The organism is Parasulfitobacter algicola (genome assembly GCF_013315265.1).
In the GTDB taxonomy this organism is placed as follows: domain Bacteria; phylum Pseudomonadota; class Alphaproteobacteria; order Rhodobacterales; family Rhodobacteraceae; genus Parasulfitobacter; species Parasulfitobacter algicola.
On the sequence record NZ_JABUFE010000002.1, the window covers coordinates 37292 to 58716 of the forward strand.

A 21425-nucleotide genomic window follows, 5' to 3' on the forward strand; every position below is an offset into this window, starting at 1 on the left:
GGTTATAGCTGCGACAATACACCATGCGAATTAAAAATACCGCGTCGGTCAAAATTCGTTGTGACCATTTCAAAAGCGGGCTGTCAAACTCAGCAGGTTAAAGTGACAAATGAACTTGCCGAAGGTGGCGCCGCAGGCATGGCCGGAAATGTATTGATAGGCGGTGTGATTGGAATTGGCGTGGATGCAGCCACGGGTGCAACCCAGAACCTAGAACCAAACCCGGTCATGGTTAATTTGCGCTGCAGATAAAGCCTAATATCGGCGCATTTACTTGCGCCGATTGCGCCGCCGGTTTGCAGCGGCTTCAGTCGGGATCAGGATAAGAGCGGCTGACGCGCCGATAATCGCGTCAATTCCCGGGCTGCCAAAGCTTAGGTCAAACATCACCCGGATCATGAAAAGCAGAATAACTGCCCCAAGCGAAATGATAACAGACGCAATGAAACCATTGTGTGTAATACCCCATTTTTCAAACAGAACACCGACAATCCCGCCGATCATCAATGATCCAAAGAATGAAAAAAAGCCCATTCGTTTCTCCTAATCCGTTCTTAGTTCTGTACCGTCGTAATCGGCAAATATAAGTCTGTCGTCACCCAAGCGAATTTTGTTAACAATCATATCCTTCGATAATGCGCACGGGTTTATCAAAAAGTCTTGAAAAATCATCGGCAATCAAATCAAGCGCATCAACTGCATAGCTTTCAAGAAGAGCCAAATCTTTTTCACACGATTTCATGAAAAGATCATCCCCTGTATATTTGATTATAAGATAGGATCCACCGCCTCCTTTTGCCGGTTGGATACGATGCAGTTCAAATTCCGTGAAAGCCGCCATTTGAACAAACGCCATTACCTCCGCATCCAGAACCAAACAGTCATTGCTGCGCCCAACAGATGGTACGATACCACCCCGACAAGGTTTACGTTCGCGGATCACCTCAAATTTATTTCGAACATAGCGGCGCCCATATAAGCGAACCTGTTGTTTCTTGTGATCATCAGAATGCTTTGCCACAGGGACGTACGTCGCAATCAAGCTTTCTTCCGCGGCACTGAGTGCCGGCAAATAGCCATGATGGATCGTCATAATGCACGCGTTGTGAAGTTTATTTTCAAAAACATAGTGATCCGTCACTTTGCCACGCTGAAATCTGAGACCCACATCAAATAATCCGCATGTCCAGTGGTCGTATATCCCCTGCTGCGTGTTTTTACGGTCAGACTTTCCTAAAAACCGCGATATGAATTTTGATGCGATATCAATGTTTTGGGGACCTTTCCCCCCGAAATCAAGGTATCCGGTCCACTCTGTCACAGGATATCTTGGGCTATCTGATGTTGAAACTTCGGCACGTAAGGGCACGATCAGACCTGGTATGGCCCCTTTGGTTTCAGTATATTCGACCGCTTTTCGCCCATGCCACGAACCATCTTGAAGGCCATGATGGTCGATTAAATGCTGCAGCGACACCAAATGATCAAGCTTCAAAGCGGTTAACAGGCCTTCAACCATATGCCGTACTTTCGAAAATTTTTACGGTCGAAAACATCAGTTTTCCCCCAAAACCGTATCTGGCAAAATCTGGGTACCGTTCAGAAATTCTTTCTGGCTTTGTCGGCTGCGTCCCTCAAATTGTACATCTAAAAGTTCGATCGCCCCAGTCCCACAGCAAACGGTCAAACCAGACGCAACAGTCCCCGGCATCCCATTCTTTTCAACAACGCGCGACCGCAGGACCTTTAATCGTTTGCCGTGCAAGGTCGTCCAAGCCCCTGGAAAAGGCGACAGCCCACGGATCAGACGATCGACGTCTACGGCAGGCTTAGTCCAGTTAATTTGCGCCTCGGATTTATCGATTTTATTAGCATAGGTCACACCGTTTGCGGACTGCACAACAGGCGTCAGGTTTGGCAAATCAGCCAATGCTTTAACAATTAATCCTGCACCCATTTTCGATAAGCGATCATGCAAATCGCCTGTCGTTTCTGTATCAGAAATCGGGATACTTTCATGCAACATCACAGGGCCCGTATCCAACCCGGCTTCCATCTGCATGATACAGATGCCCGTTTCAGCATCACCTGCCATAATCGCCCGGTGGATAGGCGCAGCACCGCGCCATCGGGGCAAGAGACTGGCATGAATATTCAGGCACCCATAGGTTGGCGCGTCTAAAATGGGTTGGGGCAAAATCAAACCATAGGCCACAACAACAGCGATATCCGCATTCAGGTCTGCAAATTCTGCCTGCGCATCTGCATTTCGCAAAGATATCGGATGACGAACGGTTAAGCCAAGCGCTTCAGCTCGCGCATGTACGGGCGTCAGGCGTTCTTTTTTGCCCCGCCCTGCCCTGCGCGGCGGCTGGCAATAAACGGCACATATATCGTGCCCTGCCTGCATCAAAGCATCCAGCACGGGCACCGAAAAGTCCGGCGTTCCCATAAAGATGACTTTCATCCCCGGCCCTTTTTCGCTTTGCGCAACAGCATATCGCGTTTTATCTTGCTTAGGTTATCAAAAAACATGCGACCATTCAGATGATCGATCTGATGTTGCACGCTGGTTGCCCAAAGCCCTACAAAATCGCGCCTGTCAATAATTCCCTGTTCGTTCAGATATCTGACAGTTACCGCACGCGGACGAGTGATCTTAGCCGACACCCCGGGCAAATTCGGTGACGCTTCTTCGTGATCCCGCATTTGCGTGCTGGTATGCAGGATTTCAGGGTTTGCCATCCGCACGGCCTGCCCCCGTTTGTCAGACGCATCGACAACAGCCAGGCGCAACATCACACCGATTTGCGGGGCTGCCAAACCGACGCCGGGCATGACGTCCATCGTTTCGATCATATCATCCCAGATCGCCCGGATGTCATCTGTGATGGTGTCGACCGGATCAGCCACAGTGCGTAACCGCTTGTCAGGCCACGGAACAAAGGGGCGCACGTTCCCCATCAGTCGCGCGCACGCTCGCGCTTGAGCTTGATCATACGGCGGGTAATCATCTGACGTTTAAGCGGTTTCAGGTAATCGATGAACAACTTGCCATCTAGATGATCAATCTCATGCTGCGCACAGGTCGCCCAAAGGCCGTCAAAATCCTGAGTTTGTATATTGCCATCACGATCCAGCCATTCGACAGTCACCTCAGCCGGGCGCTCCACGTCGCCATATTGGTCCGGGATCGAAAGACAGCCTTCCTCATAAACATTCATTTCGTCGGATGACGCTAAAATACGCGGATTGAACATGACTGTTGGTTGTGCGGCAGCCCCTTCTTCCTTGACGCAATCCATCACGATCAGGCGTTGATTAATGCCGATCTGCGGGGCCGCCAGTCCAACACCAGGCGCGTGATACATGGTTTCCAGCATGTCATCTGCCAACGCGCGCAGATCATCACTGATATCAGGCACAGCATCAGCTGTCTTTTTCAGACGCGGGTCGGGGTGAAGTAAAATAGATCTAAGTGTCATGGCCTTGATTTAGGCGATGCATTCGCGTTGTGCAATCACACTTGGCACTTGTTGGCGACACAGATAGGATTTCGCAAAACCAGCAGGAGCATCAAGGATGTCATTCGACAAAATCATCGACCGCCGCGGCACCCATTGTTCAAAATGGGATATGATGGAGCCGCTTTATGGCGTTCCTGCCGATGATGGCTTGGCCATGTGGGTGGCCGATATGGATTTTCGCCCCCCGCAATGCGTACAGGACGCAGTGCGCGATATGCATGACCATGGCGTTTATGGCTATTTCGGTGACGAAAGCAAATATCGCAAGGCCATTCAGTGGTGGATGCAAACGCGTCACGGTTGGACAATTGAACCCGATTGGATTTTCAGCACTCATGGGCTAGTGAATGGTACGGCCATGTGTATCGACACCTATACGCAGCCCGGCGATGGCGTTGTACTGTTTACACCTGTTTATCATGCATTTGCCAAGGTCATTAAGGCATCAGACCGTCAGGTTGTCGAATGCCAATTGGTTAATGATAACGGCCGATATCTTATGGATTTTGATGCCTATGACTCGCAAATGACAGGTAGTGAAAAAATGGTGATCCTGTGTTCACCCCATAACCCAGGCGGGCGCGTCTGGACACGAGACGAACTGCAAGGTGTTGCCGATTTTGCCAAACGGCACGACCTGATCCTTGTCAGCGATGAAATCCACCATGATCTGACATTCCCCGGTCACACGCACACAGCCATGTCGCTGGTGGATCCGTCTATCACCGACAGGCTGATCATGATGACGGCTGTGACAAAGACATTCAACATTGCAGGATCTCATATCGGTAATGTCATCATCAAAGATCCCGATCTACGTGCGCGCTTTGCCAAGCGGATGATGGGGTTGGGCATTTCGGCCAACAGCTTTGGTCTGTTCATGGCAACCGCCGCCTATTCCCCCGAAGGGGCCGCTTGGGTTGATGAGCTAAAGGGCTATCTGGATGCAAATCGCAAGATATTTGACGATGGGATCAACGCCATTCCAGGCCTGAAATCCATGCCGCTGGAAGCGACATATCTGGCGTGGGTCGATTTTTCCGACATCGGCATGACGCGTAACGATTTTACAGATCGTGTGACCAAGGATGCCAAGATCGCCGTGAACCACGGGCCAACATTTGGAACCGGCGGCGAAGATTTTTTGCGTTTCAACATTGCAACCCCACGTGCGCTGGTCGAAGACGCAATCGCCCGCATGCAAAAGGCATTCGGCGATCTGCAATAGTCCCCTGTGCGCTGACACATATACCCTGCGCGCGCCTGCCCGATGCCAGACAGGCGAACATAGTCTATGTATGATCCAACCTTAAAAACAGGAGATTACATATGGGCCAGTTGGTTGACGGCGTCTGGCATGACGTCTGGTACGACACGAAATCATCGGGTGGAAAATTTGTCCGCTCGACCGCAAAATTCCGCAATTGGATCACAGCCGACGGAAGTGCTGGTCCATCTGGTGAATATGGTTTTCCGGCTAAAAGCGGACGCTATCATCTTTATATCAGCTATGCGTGTCCCTGGGCGCACCGCACATTGATCTTTCGCAAGCTGAAGGGCTTGGAAGATCATATCACCATTTCCGCCGTCCACCCTGACATGCTGTCAGAAGGCTGGACCTTTAAAACAGATAACCATGGCGCAACGGGCGACACGCTTTATGGATTGCCCTTTGCACGCGACATCTACTTGAAAGCAGATCCCAAAATTTCGGGTCGTGTGACTGTTCCGATCCTGTGGGATAAGCAGCGTGAAACGATCGTTTCAAATGAAAGTTCTGAAATTATCCGCATGTTCAATTCGGCATTTGATGGGCTAACTGGAAACACGCTGGATTTTTGGCCCCAACACATGCGCGATGCGATTAAAGACGTGAATACCCGCGTCTATGACACCGTCAACAACGGCGTTTACAAATCGGGATTTGCAACCAGCCAAACAGCCTATGATGACGCCGTTAGCCCCTTGTTCGACAGTCTGGACTGGCTGGAAGATCGGCTATCGTCAAACCGCTATCTGATGGGCGATCAGGTGACCGAGGCGGATTGGAGGTTGTTTACGACCCTTATTCGGTTTGATCACGTTTACCACCTGCATTTCAAATGCAACCGCACACGAATTATCGATTATCCAAATCTGTCAGGATACGTACGTGAGCTTTATCAATGGCCAGGCGTTGCGGAAACTGTGAACATGGATCATATCGTGCGCCACTATCACTATAGTCACGAAACCATTAATCCAAGCCGAATTATACCGGTTAACCCCAATATTAATTTCAACGCGCCCCACAATCGAGATCGATTGAAAGCGGCCTGACTTCATTATTCCAAGAGTACTGAAAAACAAAACCCAGCCAATGGCTGGGTTTTCTCATCTGAACGCGCGTTAGACTTAACAAGTCTATGCTGCAAATAAATTCCAGACAGGATTTAAAGAAGAATGGCTTATTCGGCCGTCGCGTCTTCTGCCGCAACACGTGCTTTGTCAGCAGCGCCTTTGGCAGATACATCCCGATCAACAAATTCGATGATGGCCATGGGTGCCATGTCCCCGTAACGGAAACCCGCTTTCAGAACGCGGACATAACCGCCCTGACGTTCTTTGTAACGGGGGCCAAGCACGTCGAACAGCTTCTCAACATACTGATGCTGCTTAAGCTGGCTTGCTGCCTGACGGCGTGCATGGTCATCGCCCCGTTTGCCAAGCGTGATCAGTTTTTCAACGATCCGGCGCAGTTCTTTGGCTTTTGGCAACGTTGTCTTGATCTGTTCATGTTCAATCAACGAACCCGCCATATTCGCCCAAAGGGCCTTGCGGTGTTCGTGGGTTCGGTTCAGGCGGCGATAGCCTCTGGCGTGACGCATTTTCTTAGTCCTTTTTCAAGCTTTTGCTTTGTCTGGCAGCTGATGCGTGTCAGCCACTCTCCTTGGGGCGGGATTGCCCGGGTGCGCAAAATGGGGCCGAAGCCCCACCCTGCAAAATTAAAACGAATCCTCGAACTTTTTGGCGAGGTCTTCGATATTGTCCGGTGGCCAATCTTCGACATCCATGCCAAGGTGCAGACCCATTCCAGACAGCACTTCCTTGATTTCATTCAAGGATTTACGGCCAAAGTTCGGCGTGCGCAGCATTTCAGCTTCGGTTTTCTGGATCAGATCGCCGATATAAACGATGTTGTCGTTCTTCAGACAGTTTGCAGATCGAACCGACAATTCTAGCTCGTCGACCTTTTTCAGAAGCAGCGGGTTGAATTCCAACCCGTCGTCTTCCTGCATCGCTGTCGCGCTTTCAGGTTCGTCAAAGTTCACGAAAATTGACAACTGATCCTGCAAAATACGCGCAGCATAGGCCACAGCGTCATCCGGCGTGATCGACCCGTCTGTTTCCAACTTCAGCGTCAGCTTGTCATAGTCCAGAACCTGACCTTCACGGGTTGGTTGAACATCATAACTGACTTTCTTGACCGGCGAATAGATCGCATCAATCGGCATCAAACCAATGGGCGCATCTTCGGGGCGGTTCTTGTCAGCGGCAACATAGCCTTTGCCGGTATTGACGGTCAGTTCCATGTACAGATCAGCACCGTCATCAAGGTGGCAAATCACGTGGTCGCGGTTCAGAATATCAATACCAGCTGTTTCAACGATATCACTGGCCTTGACAACGCCAGGTCCTTTTGCAGAAATCGAAAGACGCTTCGGTCCCTCAACTTCCATACGGATCGAAACACCCTTGAGATTCAGAATAATGTCGGTGACATCTTCGCGAACACCAGCAACGCTGGAAAATTCGTGCAGTACATTGTCAATCTGTACGCTAGTAATGGCAGCACCCTGAAGTGAGCTCATCAATACGCGGCGCAGTGCGTTACCCATTGTCAGACCAAAGCCACGTTCCAGCGGTTCAGCAACAACCGTTGCCTGACGCGCGGGGTCGTTGCCCGGTTTGACGTCAAGCTGCGTTGGCTTGATCAGTTCTGCCCAATTTTTGTGGATCATGCGTCCCTCCATTCCAGCCTGCCTTCCATGTCCTAAAAGGCAAGCGCCCGAGGATAAAAATGACGGGTTGGGGCAAGCCCGAAGGCAGTCCCAACCATGAATACTTATTAAACGCGGCGGCGTTTCGGCGGACGGCAGCCATTGTGTGCCATAGGCGTGACATCACGGATAGATGTGATGTTGAACCCAACAGCCGCCAAAGCGCGCAATGCACTTTCACGACCCGATCCGGGCCCCTGCACTTCAACCTCAAGCGTTTTGACACCGTGTTCCTGTGCTTTTTTGCCTACGTCTTCTGCAGCCATCTGGGCAGCATAAGGTGTCGATTTGCGCGACCCTTTGAAACCCATGGTGCCTGCAGACGACCATGCAATTGCGTTACCCTGAACGTCCGAGATCAGGATTTTCGTGTTGTTAAAGGTGCTGTTCACATGCGCCACACCAGCGGCGATGTTCTTGGAGACCTTCTTTTTTGCGCGACGTGCTTCGCGTGCCATATCGTGTCCCCCTACTTCTTCTTGCCAGCGATTGCTTTCGCCGGACCTTTACGCGTGCGCGCATTGGTATGCGTCCGCTGACCGCGAACAGGAAGATTACGACGATGACGCAGACCGCGATAGCAACCAAGATCCATCAGACGCTTGATGTTCATCTGCACTTCACGACGCAGGTCACCTTCAACGGTGTGGTTCGCATCGATATGCTCGCGAACGGCAAGCACTTCTGCGTCGCTCAATTCATTGACGCGACGGGTCGGGTCAATCTTAACGGCTTCGCAAATGGATTTAGCCGATGCAGGGCCAATTCCAGTGATATATGTCAGGGCGATCGGGACCCGTTTTTGGGTCGGGATATTAACGCCGGCGATACGTGCCAAGTGTCACTTTCCTTTTGTTGCGGTTCCGTAACTCCAGAACCTTTTTTCACAACGTAGGCCCGAGGCATTCACCATCGGGCCGCAGCTGATTTCAGGTGGTCTTGCAAACGGGATACTTCCCGGCGCAAATTGATTCCATTAAAGATAGGGCTAGCTATGGGGTTTTCGGCCAAGCGTCAAGGGCATTTACCCCTTGTCAAGAACTTTCGTAATATCAGCCGCGACTGTATCAATTTCAGACAACCCATTGATTGATATCAACTCGCCCTTTGCATAATAATATCCGATCAACGGGGATGTTTTCTTGTAATATTCCATCAGACGCTGCCGCAACGAATCTTCGTTGTCGTCTGCCCGGCGTTTGAAATCGCTGGCCCCGCAAACGCTGCACTTTCCATCATCCGGTTCGGGCTTGGTCACATCATGGTAAACCTCGCCGCATTGACCACATGTTGACCGCCCCGTGATCCGACTGACCAACACATCATCATTCACCTTCATTTCGATCACTGCATCCAGCTTTTCGCCAAGTTTTTGCAGCAAGTCCCCCAAGGCATCCGCTTGGACCAATGTGCGTGGAAAACCGTCAAAGATAAAACCAGCTGCGTGATCATCATTCAGTTTTTCTTCGATCAGGCCAATGACAATATCATCGGTGACAAGTTCGCCGCGGGCCATCACTTCGGCAACACGGTTGCCCATTTCGGTTCCGCTTGCTTTGGCTTCGCGCAGCATATCCCCAGTGGAAAGCTGGATCATGCCCCGCTCCTCCACCAATCGCCGCGCCTGAGTTCCCTTACCGGCGCCCGGTGGCCCGAGCAGAATGATATTCGTCATTTACGTGCTGGTCCCTTCTTTTTGCGCTTTCTGCCGCGCAACTGAGACTTTTCAAGAAGTCCTTCGTATTGATGTGCCAGCAAATGGGATTGCACCTGCTGTATCGTATCCATACCAACCGACACGATAATCAGAATAGATGTACCACCAAAATATGCCGTGATCGACAACTGCGATCGCACCATTTCCGGTAACAGACACACCAGTGCCAGATAGCCAGACCCAAGCACCAACAGGCGCGACACAACATAATCCAGATACTCGGCGGTCTTTTTGCCTGGGCGAATACCAGGGACAAAGCCATTCTGATTTTTCAGATTATCTGCCACGTCATCCGTTTTGAACGACACATTGAACGTATAGAAATACGTGAAAAAGATGATCATCGTTGCGAAAAACAGCAGATAAAGCGGCTGACCAGGACCGAAATAGGCCAGCAAGGTCGCCATGATCGGCCCAGCATCCTGACCCGAGAATGTCGAAACGGTTGTGGGCAACAACAAGAGTGAACTGGCAAAGATCGCAGGAATAACGCCCGCAGGGTTGACCTTGACCGGCAAATGGCTGGATCCGCCATCATACATTTTCATGCCAACCTGACGTCGCGGGTACTGAATGTTGATTTTCCTCAGCGCCCTTTCCATGAAGACCACAAAGACCAACGTGGCAAAGATCATGATGATCACACCTACGATCACCGCGGGTGTCAGCGCACCAGACCGGCCCTGACTAAAGAACTGTGCAAGTGCCGCTGGAATTTCAGCCACGATGCCAACGAAAATGATCAGTGAAATACCGTTGCCGATACCACGCGCCGTGATCTGTTCACCCAACCACATCAGGAACATTGTGCCACCAACCAGCGTGATCACGCAGGACGCACGGAAAAACCAGCCCGGATCAGTCACCAACTCACCGGCTTCAAGGCTGACAGCCAAGCCATAAGCCTGGAATGTTGCCAATATAACAGTACCATAGCGGGTATATTGGTTGATCTTCTTGCGGCCCTGTTCGCCCTCTTTCTTCAATTGCTCAAGCTGAGGAACCATAGCGGTCAACAACTGAACAATGATCGAGGCCGAGATATAAGGCATGATGCCAAGTGCTAGAATACCCATTCGGCTAAGCGCGCCGCCGGTAAACATACCAAGCACACCGGCAATGCCTGATTGCGCCTGATCCATGAAATTACGCAGTGCTTCGGCGTCGATACCGGGGACCGGAATGTAAGTCCCGATGCGGTAAACAATCAAAAGCCCGATCGTAAAGAAAATCCGTTGACGCAGTTCAGTGGCTTTGCTCAAGGCGCCCCAACTGATGTTTGCCGCCATTTGCTCTGCTGCAGATGCCATTCGTGATCTCTTTCATATCAACGCCGCCAGACCGGGTTTCCCGGGCGGCGGCGTTTTGGAAAACTTGTGAAAGTATGTAAGCGGCAGATGCACCGCTCACAACCTCTTATTCTGTAGCTGCCGCCGTTGTGACGTTAAGTGAACCGCCCGCCTTTTCGACGACCTCAACGGCTGACTTAGACGCACCGGTCACGCTTAGCTTGATTTTAGCGGAAAAATCGCCTTTGGCCAGAATGCGCACACCGTCCAGTTTGCGACGTACCAAACCGCTTTCGATCAACTTATCTTCGGTGATCTCGCCCTTGGTATCCAGCTTTTTGGCGTCGATGAACTTCTGGATCAGACCCAGGTTCACAACTGCGAATTTTTTACGGTTTGGCTTGTTGAAGCCACGCTTAGGAAGACGTTGGTACAGCGGCATTTGCCCGCCTTCATACCCTTTGATCGCCACACCTGAACGGGATTTCTGACCTTTAATACCACGACCACCGGTTTTACCTGTGCCGGATCCCGGTCCACGACCGATCCGTTTGCGTTTTTTGGTTGCACCGGGATTATCGTGCAGTTCATTCAGTCTCATTTCGCTTCTCCTAAGCCGGATGTGACCCCCGAAGCGTATGGGTCAACCACGGCATGTCTTGATTTCTGAGTCGGGCTAAAAGCAGCCACCGGCGGGCTATACGCTGTGTTGGCAACCGGATCAAGGGGCAGTCTTACTTTTACTTTATCATCCGATATCAGACATCGACGCCCCACCCGAGTATCCATAGGGATACGAGATAAAGAAATGGCGCGCCTGGGCGCGCCACCTTTAGATCACGCCCGCACGAACGGCAAACGCTTTGGTGTTTCGCCGGTCAAAGCCCGCCATGCGTTCCCAACAGCAGGCGCAATTGGGGGTGTACCGGGTTCGCCAATACCCGTCGGATCGGCAGAGCTGTCCATGATCGATACTTCGATCTCGGGCATCTCTGTGTTGCGCAGAATGCGGTACAGATCATAGTTGGCTTGATCGACCATCCCCCCATCAAGCAGGGTGATTTCCTCAAACATAGCAGCCGATAGACCGTATCCGATTGCGCCGGCGACCTGTGCTTCGATAATCGACGGGTTGATCGCAATACCACAATCGACAGCCACCCAAACCTTGTGCACGCGTGGCTGACCGCCATCATCGGACACGTCCGCCACCATCGCGACATAGCTGTTGAAGCTTTCATGCAAGGCGACACCCCGAGCAATCCCATTGCCCGCATCAACACCCTGCCAGCCAGATATCTCGGCCACACGTTCCAGTACTGCACGATCACGACCAGCGTCACCACTCAGTATATCAAGCCGACCCTGCACACGGTCTTTGCCACCCTTTTCCAGCAACTCATCCAGAAACGTCTCGGTCGCGTAAGCCGTATGCGTATGCCCGACAGAACGCCACCAAAGAACCGGCACACGACTATCCATGGTTGCCAGCGTCACCTTTGAATTCGGCAACACATAAGGCATCCGCGTGGATCCTTCGATCGAGGTCGCGTCAATCCCACCTTCAATCATCGCTTCAAACGGCGATCCTTTCAGAATGGATTGCGTGGCCACATTGTTGCGCCATCCCACAATATTACCATCTGCATCCAAACCGCCTTGCATATAATGCACGGTCAGCGGCCGGTAATAGCCGCCGGTCATGTCGTCTTCCCGGCTCCATTGCAGCTTGTAATTGCCTGGTCCGCTGGCCTTGGCAGCAGCGGCAAGTTCGGCCACAAACTGATTGTCTGGCTGCGCGCGGCGCCCGAATGATCCGCCCGTCAGCATCGTGTTGATAGTCACGTTTGGCGGCTCGAACCCCAGAATGCCCGCAATGGTCGCCTGATCTGTTGTCGGGATCTGCGATCCGGTCCAAACCTCGGCACCATCTTCGCGCACTTCGATGACCGCGTCCAATGGTTCCATCGACGCATGGGCCAGATACGGAAAGCGATATTCGGCCTCAATCACCTGCGCGGCATCCGCCATAGCAGCATCAAGATCACCGGTTTCTTCTGCTGTCAGCCCGCCGTCACGTGCAGCTGTAGCCCAGGTTGTCATTATCTGTTCGGTTGATCGCAGTTCGGCATTGGCATCGTCCCAGGTGATGTCCAATGCATCACGGCCCTGAAATGCCGCCCACGTGTCATCTGCATAAACTGCCACGCCTGATGGGATTTGTTCGACCTTGTTCACACCTGACACCTGCAGCGCCGCAGTGGCATCAAAGGATCCGACCGTGGCACCAAACTTGGGTGGATGGGCCACAGCCACCGTTTGCATACCATCGCGAAACACGTCGATTGTGAATTGCGCCGTACCATTGGTTTTCTGCGGCACTTCAATACGGGCAACGTTTTTGCCGATCAATGTAAACTGATCGGATGTCTTCAATGTCGGTTCGGCGGGGGCGGTGCTGTCCGCCGCAGCGGTTGCCAAATCACCAAAACTGGCACTTTGACCAGATCCGACGTGGCTGACAACGCCGTTGCTGACCGTAATTTCACCAGCGGGCACATCCCACGTACGGGCCGCGGCATCGACCAGCATTGCCCGCGCAGCAGCGCCTGCCTGACGCATTGGCATCCACGACGATGGCGTCGCTGTTGATCCGCCCGTCCCCTGAATTCCGAACAAGGCATTGGCATAAAGCGAGGCATCCGCAGGCGCATGTTCGGCCCGCATCTGCGTCCAGTCAGCGTCCATCTCGTCGGCGACCATTGTCGTCAGACCGGTCCATGTTCCTTGACCAAATTCAATATGCTTGACCAAGACCGTCACAGTATTATCCGGGGCAACGCGGATAAACGCATTGGGGACAAAGGTTTGCGCGTTAGATTGTGCACGAAGACGGCGCGGCAGGGATACTGCCAGCACAAGCCCGGCAGAGCCTGCCAGAAAAGCACGGCGGGTGGGTTTGAGTTCGCCCATGATCAAGCCTCCAGACTGTCGGCAGCTTTGCGCACCGCCGCACGAATGCGGGTATATGTGGCGCAGCGGCACAGGTTACCATCCATCGCGAAAGCGATATCTTCATCAGTCGGGTTCTGCGTTTCGGTCAAAAACGATGTCGCCGTCATGATCTGCCCTGATTGGCAGTATCCGCATTGCGGCACTTCGATTTCGGTCCACGCAGCCTGCACAGCGGCAGCTTCGGGCCCAGAAAGTCCTTCGATGGTTGTGATCTCGGCGCCCTCGACACTGTCCACGGGTGTGACACAGGATCGCGACGCGACCCCATCAATCATCACGGTACATGCACCGCACTGCGCAACACCGCAGCCATATTTTGTTCCGGTTAATTTCAGTTCGTCCCGTATCACCCAAAGCAACGGCTTTGCGGGGTCAGTATCTGTCGTGCGGGGGGTTCCGTTGACCGTGAAACTGATCGACATCTGGCGTCTCCTTCTGCTGGATAAAACAGCAGATAGGTCGAAGTTTTCACTCTACCAGAGGTCGTAGAAAGAATGACGGATTAATAACGCAAACGTGCTGATTTCCGCCCGTTTACTTCGTCATATCCTTCAAACGCTGCATCAATTCATCTTCGGGATCCTCTTCGTCGCCCTCAGTCGTTTCTTCTTCGTCAGTGTTTCCCTCGCCATCGGTCTTGACGGGCTTTTTCTTTCTCACGATGCTAGACGGTCGTGTCTGTTCCATCGTCTGGATAATCGTATAAGCGCGGCTGCCGATGGTTCCGATGGTGGCTAAAACAATGATGACCAACGCGATCAGCATCGCAACATTGCTCCAGAATATCGCGACAACAGCACCTGCGATCACGGCCGCCATCCGGTGCGGTTTGGCCATAGGACCCGAATAATCATTTCCCAGACCTTCGGCGCGGCCAAATTCACGAACGTATGCCGTACAAATGGCAAACGCGGCAGCCGCCCAGCCCAGCATGGGCGCGCCTGCTGAAAAACCTACTCCAACAAGGATCATGATATCTGACAAACGATCTGGCACTTCGTTCCAAAACGCACCATCCGCTTCGCCATACCCGCTTTCATCTGCAACCATGCCATCCAACAAATTGCACAAAAGACGTCCAACAACGCCGATGATCCCGAAGATCAGCAGAAACACTCGCACGGCACCACCAGATGCAACACCGGACAACGCAAATGCGATCCCCGCAAAAGCAGCAAACCCGATCGCCGCCTGCGATATCTGATTTGGCGTGATCTGTGCTGCTGCCAATTTTTCCGCCAGCTTCTTAGCCCAGGCTGTGTTACGACTGGCGATTGGTCGGCGTGATACATCTTCGGTCATGATTTATTCCCCCCGCGTCCGTGTCCAAATAGAATATGTGTATGTGACACTGTAAACTGTTGCGACTGTTACCGGAAAAATGATCGTCGCCAAGACTTCAGGCGTCTTTGCAAGTGTGTGTAGGATAGAAAGCACACTCACCGAAATGAGTGCAGCGATCATTGGCGGGATAATCAATGCGACATAGCCATTCAGACTAAACACAAGTTTTTCCAACATAATTTTCATCACAAACGTGATACAGGCCGACAAAACACCCTGTAACAACCCTGCAATCAATGGCGCGGGCATCGGATGATGACGGTTTGCAATCAGCGCCCATCCGCCCATCAAAAGAAACCCGACCAACATATGAAGGGCCGTTTTGCCAGCCCCGCGCATTATGTCAAAGACCACCAGAAACGGACAAGATGGAAAAAGATCGGCGCTGAAAAAATCACGGAATCCAACCGATCAATAAATCCACCGTGTCCCGCAATCAGATGCCCCCAGTCCTTGATCCCGCGGTCGCGCTTGATGGCCGACATAACCAGCCCGCCAAAAAAACCCATCAGCGTGATCACAAAAGACAATCCCGCAGATTGCAGAACTGTAAAGGGTGTCATCCACCACAGACAGGCCCCGATCAATGTGGCGCTTAACACGCCCCCGATCAGACCTTCCCATGTCTTTGACGGCGACAACGATGGCGCAACCGGATGCTTACCAATCAGCTTGCCCCACACATATTGCAGCACGTCGCTGATCTGCACCACGACCACCAGATAGGCAATCAGCAGCACATTCTTGCCCTCATATCCAGGGATATCCAGATACAAAAGCGCAGGCACGTGGGATACGCAAAATACTGATATCATCAGACCATACTGGGTCTCGGACGTCCGGATCAGAAAATCCTGGGTATCGCCGCGCAACGACGCGACAATCGGCAAAAGCAAAAAGGCGTAGACGGGGATAAAAATTGAATAAAGCCCATACCAGTCGATCCAGATCAGCCAGTATTGTGCAGGCAAAACAACAAAAAATGCAGCCGCAAGCGACCAGTGATCGGCCCGTGATTTGGTCGTCAACGTCAGAAATTCACGCAATGCCGCGAATGAGCAGAATGCAAACAACATAATCACACCGCCCCGCCCCGCCAGAAATGCGATCGACAGCAAGATTACCATGCCCCACCAGGCCGTAATCCGTGCGTTCAGATTTTCAACCGTGGGGCTGGCCCCACCCTGACCAATTTTCTGTTTCAACACGAACCCCACGGCTGATGCCGCGACAAGCACTGCGATAATCCCAATGAGAAGGGTGATAAATTCAGCATGAACCGTCATGATGACGCCCTCCTTACGGTTTCAGACAGCTTCACCAACGCGTCACTCGCGCGGGCCAGAAAGGCGTCTTTATCTTCGTCTTTGTCGACATCAAGCGGCTCGCCGAAGGTCACGGTGCAAACCAGCGGGATTGGGATCACTTCGCCCTTGGGCATCACGCTGTTTAGGTTTTCGATCCAGACAGGCACCAAATCAACATCTGGCCGCGCCTGCGCAAGATTGTATATGCCCGCTTTGAAGGGCAGTAAAAATTCTTCAGTGTTGTTGCGTTTACCTTCGGGAAAAATAATCAACGATGATCCTTCATCAACTGCATTTATAATCAACTCCATCGGATCATGGTCTCGATCTTCGGGGCGACGATCAATCAAAACAGCATTAAAGACTTCCTGTCCGATAAAAGCGCGCAGCTTCGATGACAGCCAATAATCCGCTGCAGCCACAGGGCGCGTTTTGGCCCGCATATAAGACGGCAAAACCGCCCAAATCAGAATGAAATCACCATTACTGGTGTGATTGGCAAAATAAACACGCTGTCGCGGTACCGGTTCAATACCATGCCAAATGCCGCGTACCGCTGTCATAAATCGGGCAAACAGCAAAATCGCCTCGCCCGTCATCAACGCCATAAATGCTTTCATATCAACTTCTTCACAAATAACACACAGATGAAATTACCCGATCCAGAACAAAGGTCCTAGTGCATAATTCAGATCACGCCCACCTGTGGCGCTCAGCCCCCACCGCATCTTCAATATTGTCATATCCGTCGCGGGCCAAAAGCTGATCGAGTTCTGCGGGCAAATGCGCCGCCATCGACACGCCCTGATAAACCATCGCCGTATAGAATTGGACGGCCGATGCCCCCGCCTTGATCTTGTCATAGGCATCCTGGGCCGAAAAAATCCCACCCACCCCAATCAGCGGCAAGTCGGTTTGCCTGGCAAGCTGTGCCAAAACGCGGGTCGACCGCTTGAACAACGGTTTGCCCGACATACCACCTGCCTGATCCTGAAGCGCACTTGTTAAACCTTCACGGTCAAGCGTCGTATTCGTCGCGATAATTCCATCTATGCCTGACAGCCCAGCAACGTCTGAAACCTCGCCGATTTCAGCATCACTCAGATCCGGCGCAATTTTCAAAAAAATTGGAATATTGCGCGCCATTCCGGCACGGGCGTCAATAACACCGGCCAGCAAAGCACCCAGTGCGTCTTTACCCTGCAAATCGCGCAATTTTTCTGTATTAGGACTACTAACATTCACAGTTGCAAAATCCACGTAAGGACCACAATGCGCCAGAACTGTCGCGAAATCCGCCGCGCGATCGTGGCTGTCCTTATTGGCCCCCAGGTTCAGCCCGATCACGGCATCCTTGGGCCGCTCCGCCAGCCGTTCGGCCACCACATCCATGCCTTCGTTGTTGAAGCCAAACCGATTGATCGCCGCATGATCTTCGGTCAAGCGAAACAGCCGGGGCTTTGGATTACCCTGCTGCGGGCGTGGCGTAACAGCGCCCACTTCTATGAAACCAAAACCGGCACGCGCCAAGGGCGCAAGGGCCTCGGCATTCTTATCGAAGCCTGCCGCCAACCCAACCGGATTGGGCAATGTCAGCCCCGCAACCGTGGTCCGCAACCGATCTGATGTCACAACACCCGACGTAGGTGCCAGCCCCATTTTCAAAGCTTTGATCGAAAGCCCGTGGGCATATTCCGGGTCCATCCGGCGCAATACGCCAAGCCCCATACGTTCCAGCGGGGTCATACCATATCATCCGGAAACTGGTGAACTGTCCCCACTAATGACAACGGCTTGACCCAAGCGACCTCATTCAAACGCAATTGCCGATATAAGTGCGGAAACAACGCCCCTCCTCGCGATGGCTCCCACTTCAAGGCATCACCCAAAGCCTCAGCGTCAAATGCCACCAGCCATAATCCATCGATCCCGGCAAAGTGCCTGGCTGTCGTCTCGATGACCTGTTCTGCCGTCGAAAAATGAATAAACCCATCGGCCAAATCCACAGGCGCGCCATCCGTCCAACCATCCGACTGAAAGACCTCCCACTCAGGCGTCCGGAATATCTTGTAAATCCTCATTCCAGGTACGTCCTTCTTCTTGGTCCAAATATTCCCGCCGGAGGCACCGCAGCGCGACAGCGCGGCGCAAAAAACGTGGCGCGCATCAGCGCGCCTCCGTTCTTAAAAGACCCAACTTACATCAAGTCGCGCACATCCGTCAGACGTCCGGTAATGGCTGCCGCTGCCGCCATGGCAGGCGACATCAAATGCGTGCGCCCGCCACGCCCCTGACGGCCTTCAAAGTTTCGGTTGCTGGTCGCGGCACACCGCTCACCCGGACTTAACTGATCAGGGTTCATCGCCAGGCACATCGAACACCCCGCAAGGCGCCATTCAAATCCGGCGTTTTTAAAGATATCGGCCAGACCTTCTTCCTCGGCTTGTGCACGCACCAAACCCGATCCGGGCACGATCATCGCACGCAACCCATTCTTGATCTTCTTGCCTTTCAAAATCGCCGCCGCTGCGCGCAAATCTTCAATTCGACCATTGGTACAAGATCCGATAAAGACAGTGTCGATTTCAACCTCACTCAAAGGGGTACCAGGCGTTAGTCCCATATACTCCAGCGACCGCTGTGCAGCGCCCACTTTTCCACCCGTAAAATCCTCAGCTGCAGGCACATTGGCCGTGATCGGCAGCACATCTTCCGGACTGGTGCCCCATGTCACAACGGGCGCGATATCTTCGCCCTTGATCGTGATCACCTTATCGAAATGCGCGTTCTCATCCGTATAAAGCGTCTTCCACCAGTCAAGCGCGGCGTCCCACTGTGCCCCTTTCGGGGCATGCGGGCGGCCCTTGACGTATTCAAACGTCTTTTCATCCGGTGCAATCAAGCCTGCGCGCGCGCCACCCTCAATCGCCATATTGCAGACGGTCATGCGCCCTTCCATCGACAGATCGCGGATCGCTTCGCCACAGTATTCAATGACATAACCCGTGCCGCCGGCGGTTCCGGTTTCGCCGATCACGGACAGGGTGATATCCTTGGCCGTCACGCCACGGCGCAGCTTGCCGGTGATCTCAACCTTCATATTTTTGGATTTCTTCTGGATCAGCGTCTGCGTGGCCAGAACGTGTTCAACCTCAGACGTCCCGATCCCATGGGCCAGTGCTCCAAAAGCCCCATGCGTGGCTGTGTGACTGTCGCCGCAGACCACCGTCATGCCAGGCAAAGTCCACCCCTGTTCGGGGCCGACAATATGCACAATCCCCTGACGCACGTCAGACACCGGATAATAATGTATCCCGAAATCCTTGGCGTTTTTATCCAACGCGTCGACCTGAATGCGGCTTTCTTCATTCATGCCCCCTTCAGCACGATCCAATGTGGTGGGCACATTGTGATCAGGCACCGCAATCGTCTTGTCGGGCGCATGCACCGGACGGCCTGCCATACGCAGCCCCTCAAAGGCTTGCGGGCTTGTGACCTCGTGCACCAGATGGCGATCAATATACAGCAAACAGGTGCCATCATCGGCCTCGTGCGCGATGTGAGCATCCCAGATTTTATCGTAAAGCGTCTTGGGGGACATTGTCCTCTCCCATAGTTATTGGTTGAAACAGATGGTAAAAGGCGCGTTATAGTCGCGCCAATACAGTGCAGGACGCCCCATAAAACCGCCAAGGCAGACGCGCACGATCATCCATGTCAAAAATCGGTATCATGGGATGCAGATACATCGCGTTGGCCCGTCTATCAAGGCGCGACTTGTCCCATACGCATCAACCGGGCAGTATGAACGAAACAAAAGGTATCGAGTATGGATTTCCCGGAACCCGACGAACTGGTGGCAGAACAGGCAAATGCATTGGAAATAGGCGAAAGCCTGTTGTTGCAGGGCGAAGGTATGATCGCCAACCTGCTGCGGCCTTGGGGTGCTTATCAGATCGGAATCGCCCTTGCTGTTTTGCTGATGGCGCATCTGCTTCGGGCTTACATCGGGCCGAAAATGCATGACTGGATGCGCACACGCGAAGGCTGGCCGAAATGGCGGATGCGTATTCTGGTCGTCGTTCATAAACGTCTGCGCAGTATTTTTTATGTGATTCTGATCTGGCTGGTCATCGCGGCGATGCGCGAAATCACCTGGCCCAGCCGCAGTTATTGGCTGACGATTATTGCCAACCTGGCCACCGCGTGGCTGATCGTGGCTTTCGGCACCCGGTTGATACGCAATGTCGTTTTACGCCAGCTGGTGCGTTACGGCGCATGGATCTGGGTCACCTTGCGCATTCTGAACCTGTCCGAGGAAGCCCAGCAATTGCTGGACAGTCTGGCCATCACAATCGGCGAAACCCGCATTTCGATCTGGCTGGTTCTTCAGGCCACCTTTGTCCTTGGCATATTCCTTTTCAGCGCACGGTTCGTGTCGCGCACCACGTCTGACCGCATTCAAAGAAACGAAAACATCTCGCCTTCGATGCGTGTCCTGACGGTCAAGTTTCTGCAGGTTGTCCTATATGGCGCGGCTTTCTTTATCGGTTTGCGCGCAGTTGGCTTTGATCTGACAGGGCTTGCTGTGCTGTCCGGTGCCATCGGTGTGGGCCTTGGATTTGGTCTGCAAAAGGTGGTGTCGAACCTGGTGTCTGGCATCATTATCCTGCTGGATAAATCCATCAAACCGGGGGACGTGATCAGCCTTGGCGATACTTTTGGCTGGATCAATTCGCTTGGCGCACGTTATGTGTCGGTTGTCACCCGTGATGGCCGCGAATACCTGATCCCGAACGAAGATCTGATCACAGGTCAGGTGGTCAACTGGTCACATTCCAATGATTTTGTGCGGCTCGATATCTATTTCGGCACCGCCTATCACGATGACCCACATACTGTCCGCCCTATCGCAATCGAAGCCGCCATGAGCGTTGATCGCGTGCTAAGCCATCCGCGCAAGCCCGTATGTCACATCGTCGGGTTCGGCGACAGTTCGGTCGACTATATCCTGAGGTTCTGGATTTCCGATCCAACGGGCGGGCTGACCAACGTGCGTGGACAGGTCTATCTGGCGTTGTGGGATGCATTTCAGGAAAACGGTATTTCGATCCCGTTCCCGCAGCGCGAGGTCAAAATGCTGCAAGGCAGCGAACTGCAGACAAAAGCATTAGACTGATCGCACC

At 52.8% G+C, this 21425-nt stretch carries 25 protein-coding genes; 4 read left to right on the plus strand and 21 right to left on the minus strand.

Annotated features, from left to right (window positions below):
• The first annotated feature begins 102 nt into the window (after window positions 1-102).
• Window positions 103-252: a hypothetical protein gene (locus HRQ87_RS20155; protein WP_246251740.1), complete on the plus strand. Its 150-nt coding sequence runs from the start codon at window positions 103-105 to the stop codon at window positions 250-252.
• A gap of 18 nt (window positions 253-270) precedes the next feature.
• Here HRQ87_RS20155 and HRQ87_RS03950 read toward each other — a convergent pair whose 3' ends face one another.
• The 5 genes from HRQ87_RS03950 to def (HRQ87_RS03970) form a co-directional block, all read right to left on the minus strand.
• Complete coding sequence (locus tag HRQ87_RS03950) at window positions 271-534, minus strand: hypothetical protein (RefSeq protein ID WP_174135489.1); 264 nt, start codon at window positions 532-534, stop codon at window positions 271-273.
• Between the two features lie 79 nt (window positions 535-613).
• Window positions 614-1519 (minus strand): hypothetical protein, encoded by a 906-nt coding sequence (locus HRQ87_RS03955; RefSeq protein ID WP_174135491.1) that lies wholly within the window; start codon window positions 1517-1519, stop codon window positions 614-616.
• 36 nt (window positions 1520-1555) lie between these two features.
• Entirely contained in the window at window positions 1556-2467 is a 912-nt protein-coding gene (fmt, locus tag HRQ87_RS03960) for a methionyl-tRNA formyltransferase (RefSeq protein ID WP_174135493.1), read from the minus strand.
• Complete coding sequence (gene def, locus HRQ87_RS03965; protein WP_174135495.1) at window positions 2464-2964, minus strand: peptide deformylase; 501 nt, start codon at window positions 2962-2964, stop codon at window positions 2464-2466. The genes fmt and def (HRQ87_RS03965) overlap by 4 nt, the downstream gene beginning before the upstream one ends.
• Window positions 2964-3485: a peptide deformylase gene (def, locus tag HRQ87_RS03970; RefSeq protein WP_174135497.1), complete on the minus strand. Its 522-nt coding sequence runs from the start codon at window positions 3483-3485 to the stop codon at window positions 2964-2966. Before def (HRQ87_RS03970) ends, def (HRQ87_RS03965) begins: the two co-directional genes overlap by 1 nt.
• A gap of 97 nt (window positions 3486-3582) precedes the next feature.
• Here def (HRQ87_RS03970) and HRQ87_RS03975 point away from each other — a divergent pair, with 97 nt between their 5' ends.
• Window positions 3583-4755 carry a MalY/PatB family protein gene (locus tag HRQ87_RS03975; RefSeq protein ID WP_174135500.1) on the plus strand — a complete coding sequence of 391 codons (1173 nt, stop codon included), beginning with the start codon at window positions 3583-3585 and terminating at the stop codon, window positions 4753-4755.
• Window positions 4756-4856: 101 nt separating this feature from the next.
• Window positions 4857-5846, plus strand: coding sequence for a glutathione S-transferase family protein (locus HRQ87_RS03980; RefSeq protein WP_174135502.1), 990 nt, complete (start codon window positions 4857-4859; stop codon window positions 5844-5846).
• A gap of 128 nt (window positions 5847-5974) precedes the next feature.
• Here HRQ87_RS03980 and rplQ read toward each other — a convergent pair whose 3' ends face one another.
• From rplQ to leuC, 16 genes are all read right to left on the minus strand, one after another.
• A complete protein-coding gene (gene rplQ, locus HRQ87_RS03985; protein WP_174135504.1) occupies window positions 5975-6394 on the minus strand; it encodes a 50S ribosomal protein L17 in 420 nt (139 codons plus the stop codon).
• Between the two features lie 117 nt (window positions 6395-6511).
• Window positions 6512-7528, minus strand: a complete 1017-nt coding sequence (locus HRQ87_RS03990; protein WP_174135505.1) for a DNA-directed RNA polymerase subunit alpha — start codon at window positions 7526-7528, stop codon at window positions 6512-6514.
• A gap of 107 nt (window positions 7529-7635) precedes the next feature.
• On the minus strand, window positions 7636-8025 hold the full coding sequence (gene rpsK / locus HRQ87_RS03995) for a 30S ribosomal protein S11 (protein WP_174135507.1): 390 nt from the start codon (window positions 8023-8025) through the stop codon (window positions 7636-7638).
• 11 nt (window positions 8026-8036) lie between these two features.
• Window positions 8037-8405, minus strand: a complete 369-nt coding sequence (gene rpsM, locus HRQ87_RS04000; protein ID WP_174135509.1) for a 30S ribosomal protein S13 — start codon at window positions 8403-8405, stop codon at window positions 8037-8039.
• 186 nt (window positions 8406-8591) lie between these two features.
• Complete coding sequence (locus HRQ87_RS04005; RefSeq protein ID WP_174135510.1) at window positions 8592-9242, minus strand: adenylate kinase; 651 nt, start codon at window positions 9240-9242, stop codon at window positions 8592-8594.
• Window positions 9239-10594 carry a preprotein translocase subunit SecY gene (gene secY, locus HRQ87_RS04010; RefSeq protein ID WP_174135512.1) on the minus strand — a complete coding sequence of 452 codons (1356 nt, stop codon included), beginning with the start codon at window positions 10592-10594 and terminating at the stop codon, window positions 9239-9241. The genes HRQ87_RS04005 and secY overlap by 4 nt, the downstream gene beginning before the upstream one ends.
• Before the next feature lie 106 nt (window positions 10595-10700).
• Window positions 10701-11174, minus strand: a complete 474-nt coding sequence (rplO, locus tag HRQ87_RS04015) for a 50S ribosomal protein L15 (RefSeq protein ID WP_174135514.1) — start codon at window positions 11172-11174, stop codon at window positions 10701-10703.
• Window positions 11175-11410: 236 nt separating this feature from the next.
• Window positions 11411-13546, minus strand: a complete 2136-nt coding sequence (locus HRQ87_RS04020) for a xanthine dehydrogenase family protein molybdopterin-binding subunit (RefSeq protein WP_174135516.1) — start codon at window positions 13544-13546, stop codon at window positions 11411-11413.
• Window positions 13547-13548: 2 nt separating this feature from the next.
• The gene (locus HRQ87_RS04025; RefSeq protein WP_174135518.1) at window positions 13549-14010 is read right to left on the minus strand and encodes a (2Fe-2S)-binding protein; all 462 of its coding nucleotides are present in this window, start codon (window positions 14008-14010) and stop codon (window positions 13549-13551) included.
• A gap of 112 nt (window positions 14011-14122) precedes the next feature.
• Window positions 14123-14890, minus strand: coding sequence for a CDP-alcohol phosphatidyltransferase family protein (locus HRQ87_RS04030; protein ID WP_174135521.1), 768 nt, complete (start codon window positions 14888-14890; stop codon window positions 14123-14125).
• Between the two features lie 3 nt (window positions 14891-14893).
• Complete coding sequence (locus HRQ87_RS04035; protein ID WP_174135523.1) at window positions 14894-15271, minus strand: hypothetical protein; 378 nt, start codon at window positions 15269-15271, stop codon at window positions 14894-14896.
• Window positions 15271-16218: a phosphatidate cytidylyltransferase gene (locus HRQ87_RS04040; protein ID WP_174135525.1), complete on the minus strand. Its 948-nt coding sequence runs from the start codon at window positions 16216-16218 to the stop codon at window positions 15271-15273. Before HRQ87_RS04040 ends, HRQ87_RS04035 begins: the two co-directional genes overlap by 1 nt.
• Complete coding sequence (locus HRQ87_RS04045; RefSeq protein WP_246251743.1) at window positions 16215-16859, minus strand: lysophospholipid acyltransferase family protein; 645 nt, start codon at window positions 16857-16859, stop codon at window positions 16215-16217. Before HRQ87_RS04045 ends, HRQ87_RS04040 begins: the two co-directional genes overlap by 4 nt.
• Window positions 16860-16932: 73 nt before the next feature.
• Complete coding sequence (locus HRQ87_RS04050; RefSeq protein WP_174135526.1) at window positions 16933-17985, minus strand: quinone-dependent dihydroorotate dehydrogenase; 1053 nt, start codon at window positions 17983-17985, stop codon at window positions 16933-16935.
• Window positions 17982-18320: a DUF952 domain-containing protein gene (locus HRQ87_RS04055; protein ID WP_174135527.1), complete on the minus strand. Its 339-nt coding sequence runs from the start codon at window positions 18318-18320 to the stop codon at window positions 17982-17984. The genes HRQ87_RS04050 and HRQ87_RS04055 overlap by 4 nt, the downstream gene beginning before the upstream one ends.
• 116 nt (window positions 18321-18436) lie before the next feature.
• On the minus strand, window positions 18437-19840 hold the full coding sequence (leuC, locus tag HRQ87_RS04060) for a 3-isopropylmalate dehydratase large subunit (RefSeq protein WP_174135528.1): 1404 nt from the start codon (window positions 19838-19840) through the stop codon (window positions 18437-18439).
• Between the two features lie 228 nt (window positions 19841-20068).
• Between leuC and HRQ87_RS04065 the strand changes: the two genes are divergently transcribed.
• Entirely contained in the window at window positions 20069-21418 is a 1350-nt protein-coding gene (locus HRQ87_RS04065; protein ID WP_174135529.1) for a mechanosensitive ion channel family protein, read from the plus strand.
• Window positions 21419-21425: the final 7 nt, after the last annotated feature.

What these genes read in the sequence shown, in the direction of transcription:
- HRQ87_RS03950 (WP_174135489.1), bottom strand. Translation starts at nt 534, where the DNA reads ATGGGCTTTTTTTCATTCTTTGGATCATTGATGATCGGCGGGATTGTC.
- HRQ87_RS03955 (WP_174135491.1), bottom strand. Translation starts at nt 1,519, where the DNA reads ATGGTTGAAGGCCTGTTAACCGCTTTGAAGCTTGATCATTTGGTGTCG.
- fmt (WP_174135493.1), bottom strand. Translation starts at nt 2,467, where the DNA reads ATGAAAGTCATCTTTATGGGAACGCCGGACTTTTCGGTGCCCGTGCTG.
- def (WP_174135495.1), bottom strand. Translation starts at nt 2,964, where the DNA reads ATGGGGAACGTGCGCCCCTTTGTTCCGTGGCCTGACAAGCGGTTACGC.
- def (WP_174135497.1), bottom strand. Translation starts at nt 3,485, where the DNA reads ATGACACTTAGATCTATTTTACTTCACCCCGACCCGCGTCTGAAAAAG.
- HRQ87_RS03975 (WP_174135500.1), top strand. Translation starts at nt 3,583, where the DNA reads ATGTCATTCGACAAAATCATCGACCGCCGCGGCACCCATTGTTCAAAA.
- HRQ87_RS03980 (WP_174135502.1), top strand. Translation starts at nt 4,857, where the DNA reads ATGGGCCAGTTGGTTGACGGCGTCTGGCATGACGTCTGGTACGACACG.
- rplQ (WP_174135504.1), bottom strand. Translation starts at nt 6,394, where the DNA reads ATGCGTCACGCCAGAGGCTATCGCCGCCTGAACCGAACCCACGAACAC.
- HRQ87_RS03990 (WP_174135505.1), bottom strand. Translation starts at nt 7,528, where the DNA reads ATGATCCACAAAAATTGGGCAGAACTGATCAAGCCAACGCAGCTTGAC.
- rpsK (WP_174135507.1), bottom strand. Translation starts at nt 8,025, where the DNA reads ATGGCACGCGAAGCACGTCGCGCAAAAAAGAAGGTCTCCAAGAACATC.
- HRQ87_RS04005 (WP_174135510.1), bottom strand. Translation starts at nt 9,242, where the DNA reads ATGACGAATATCATTCTGCTCGGGCCACCGGGCGCCGGTAAGGGAACT.
- secY (WP_174135512.1), bottom strand. Translation starts at nt 10,594, where the DNA reads ATGGCATCTGCAGCAGAGCAAATGGCGGCAAACATCAGTTGGGGCGCC.
- rplO (WP_174135514.1), bottom strand. Translation starts at nt 11,174, where the DNA reads ATGAGACTGAATGAACTGCACGATAATCCCGGTGCAACCAAAAAACGC.
- HRQ87_RS04020 (WP_174135516.1), bottom strand. Translation starts at nt 13,546, where the DNA reads ATGGGCGAACTCAAACCCACCCGCCGTGCTTTTCTGGCAGGCTCTGCC.
- HRQ87_RS04025 (WP_174135518.1), bottom strand. Translation starts at nt 14,010, where the DNA reads ATGTCGATCAGTTTCACGGTCAACGGAACCCCCCGCACGACAGATACT.
- HRQ87_RS04030 (WP_174135521.1), bottom strand. Translation starts at nt 14,890, where the DNA reads ATGACCGAAGATGTATCACGCCGACCAATCGCCAGTCGTAACACAGCC.
- HRQ87_RS04035 (WP_174135523.1), bottom strand. Translation starts at nt 15,271, where the DNA reads ATGCGCGGGGCTGGCAAAACGGCCCTTCATATGTTGGTCGGGTTTCTT.
- HRQ87_RS04040 (WP_174135525.1), bottom strand. Translation starts at nt 16,218, where the DNA reads ATGACGGTTCATGCTGAATTTATCACCCTTCTCATTGGGATTATCGCA.
- HRQ87_RS04045 (WP_246251743.1), bottom strand. Translation starts at nt 16,859, where the DNA reads ATGAAAGCATTTATGGCGTTGATGACGGGCGAGGCGATTTTGCTGTTT.
- HRQ87_RS04050 (WP_174135526.1), bottom strand. Translation starts at nt 17,985, where the DNA reads ATGACCCCGCTGGAACGTATGGGGCTTGGCGTATTGCGCCGGATGGAC.
- HRQ87_RS04055 (WP_174135527.1), bottom strand. Translation starts at nt 18,320, where the DNA reads ATGAGGATTTACAAGATATTCCGGACGCCTGAGTGGGAGGTCTTTCAG.
- leuC (WP_174135528.1), bottom strand. Translation starts at nt 19,840, where the DNA reads ATGTCCCCCAAGACGCTTTACGATAAAATCTGGGATGCTCACATCGCG.
- HRQ87_RS04065 (WP_174135529.1), top strand. Translation starts at nt 20,069, where the DNA reads ATGGATTTCCCGGAACCCGACGAACTGGTGGCAGAACAGGCAAATGCA.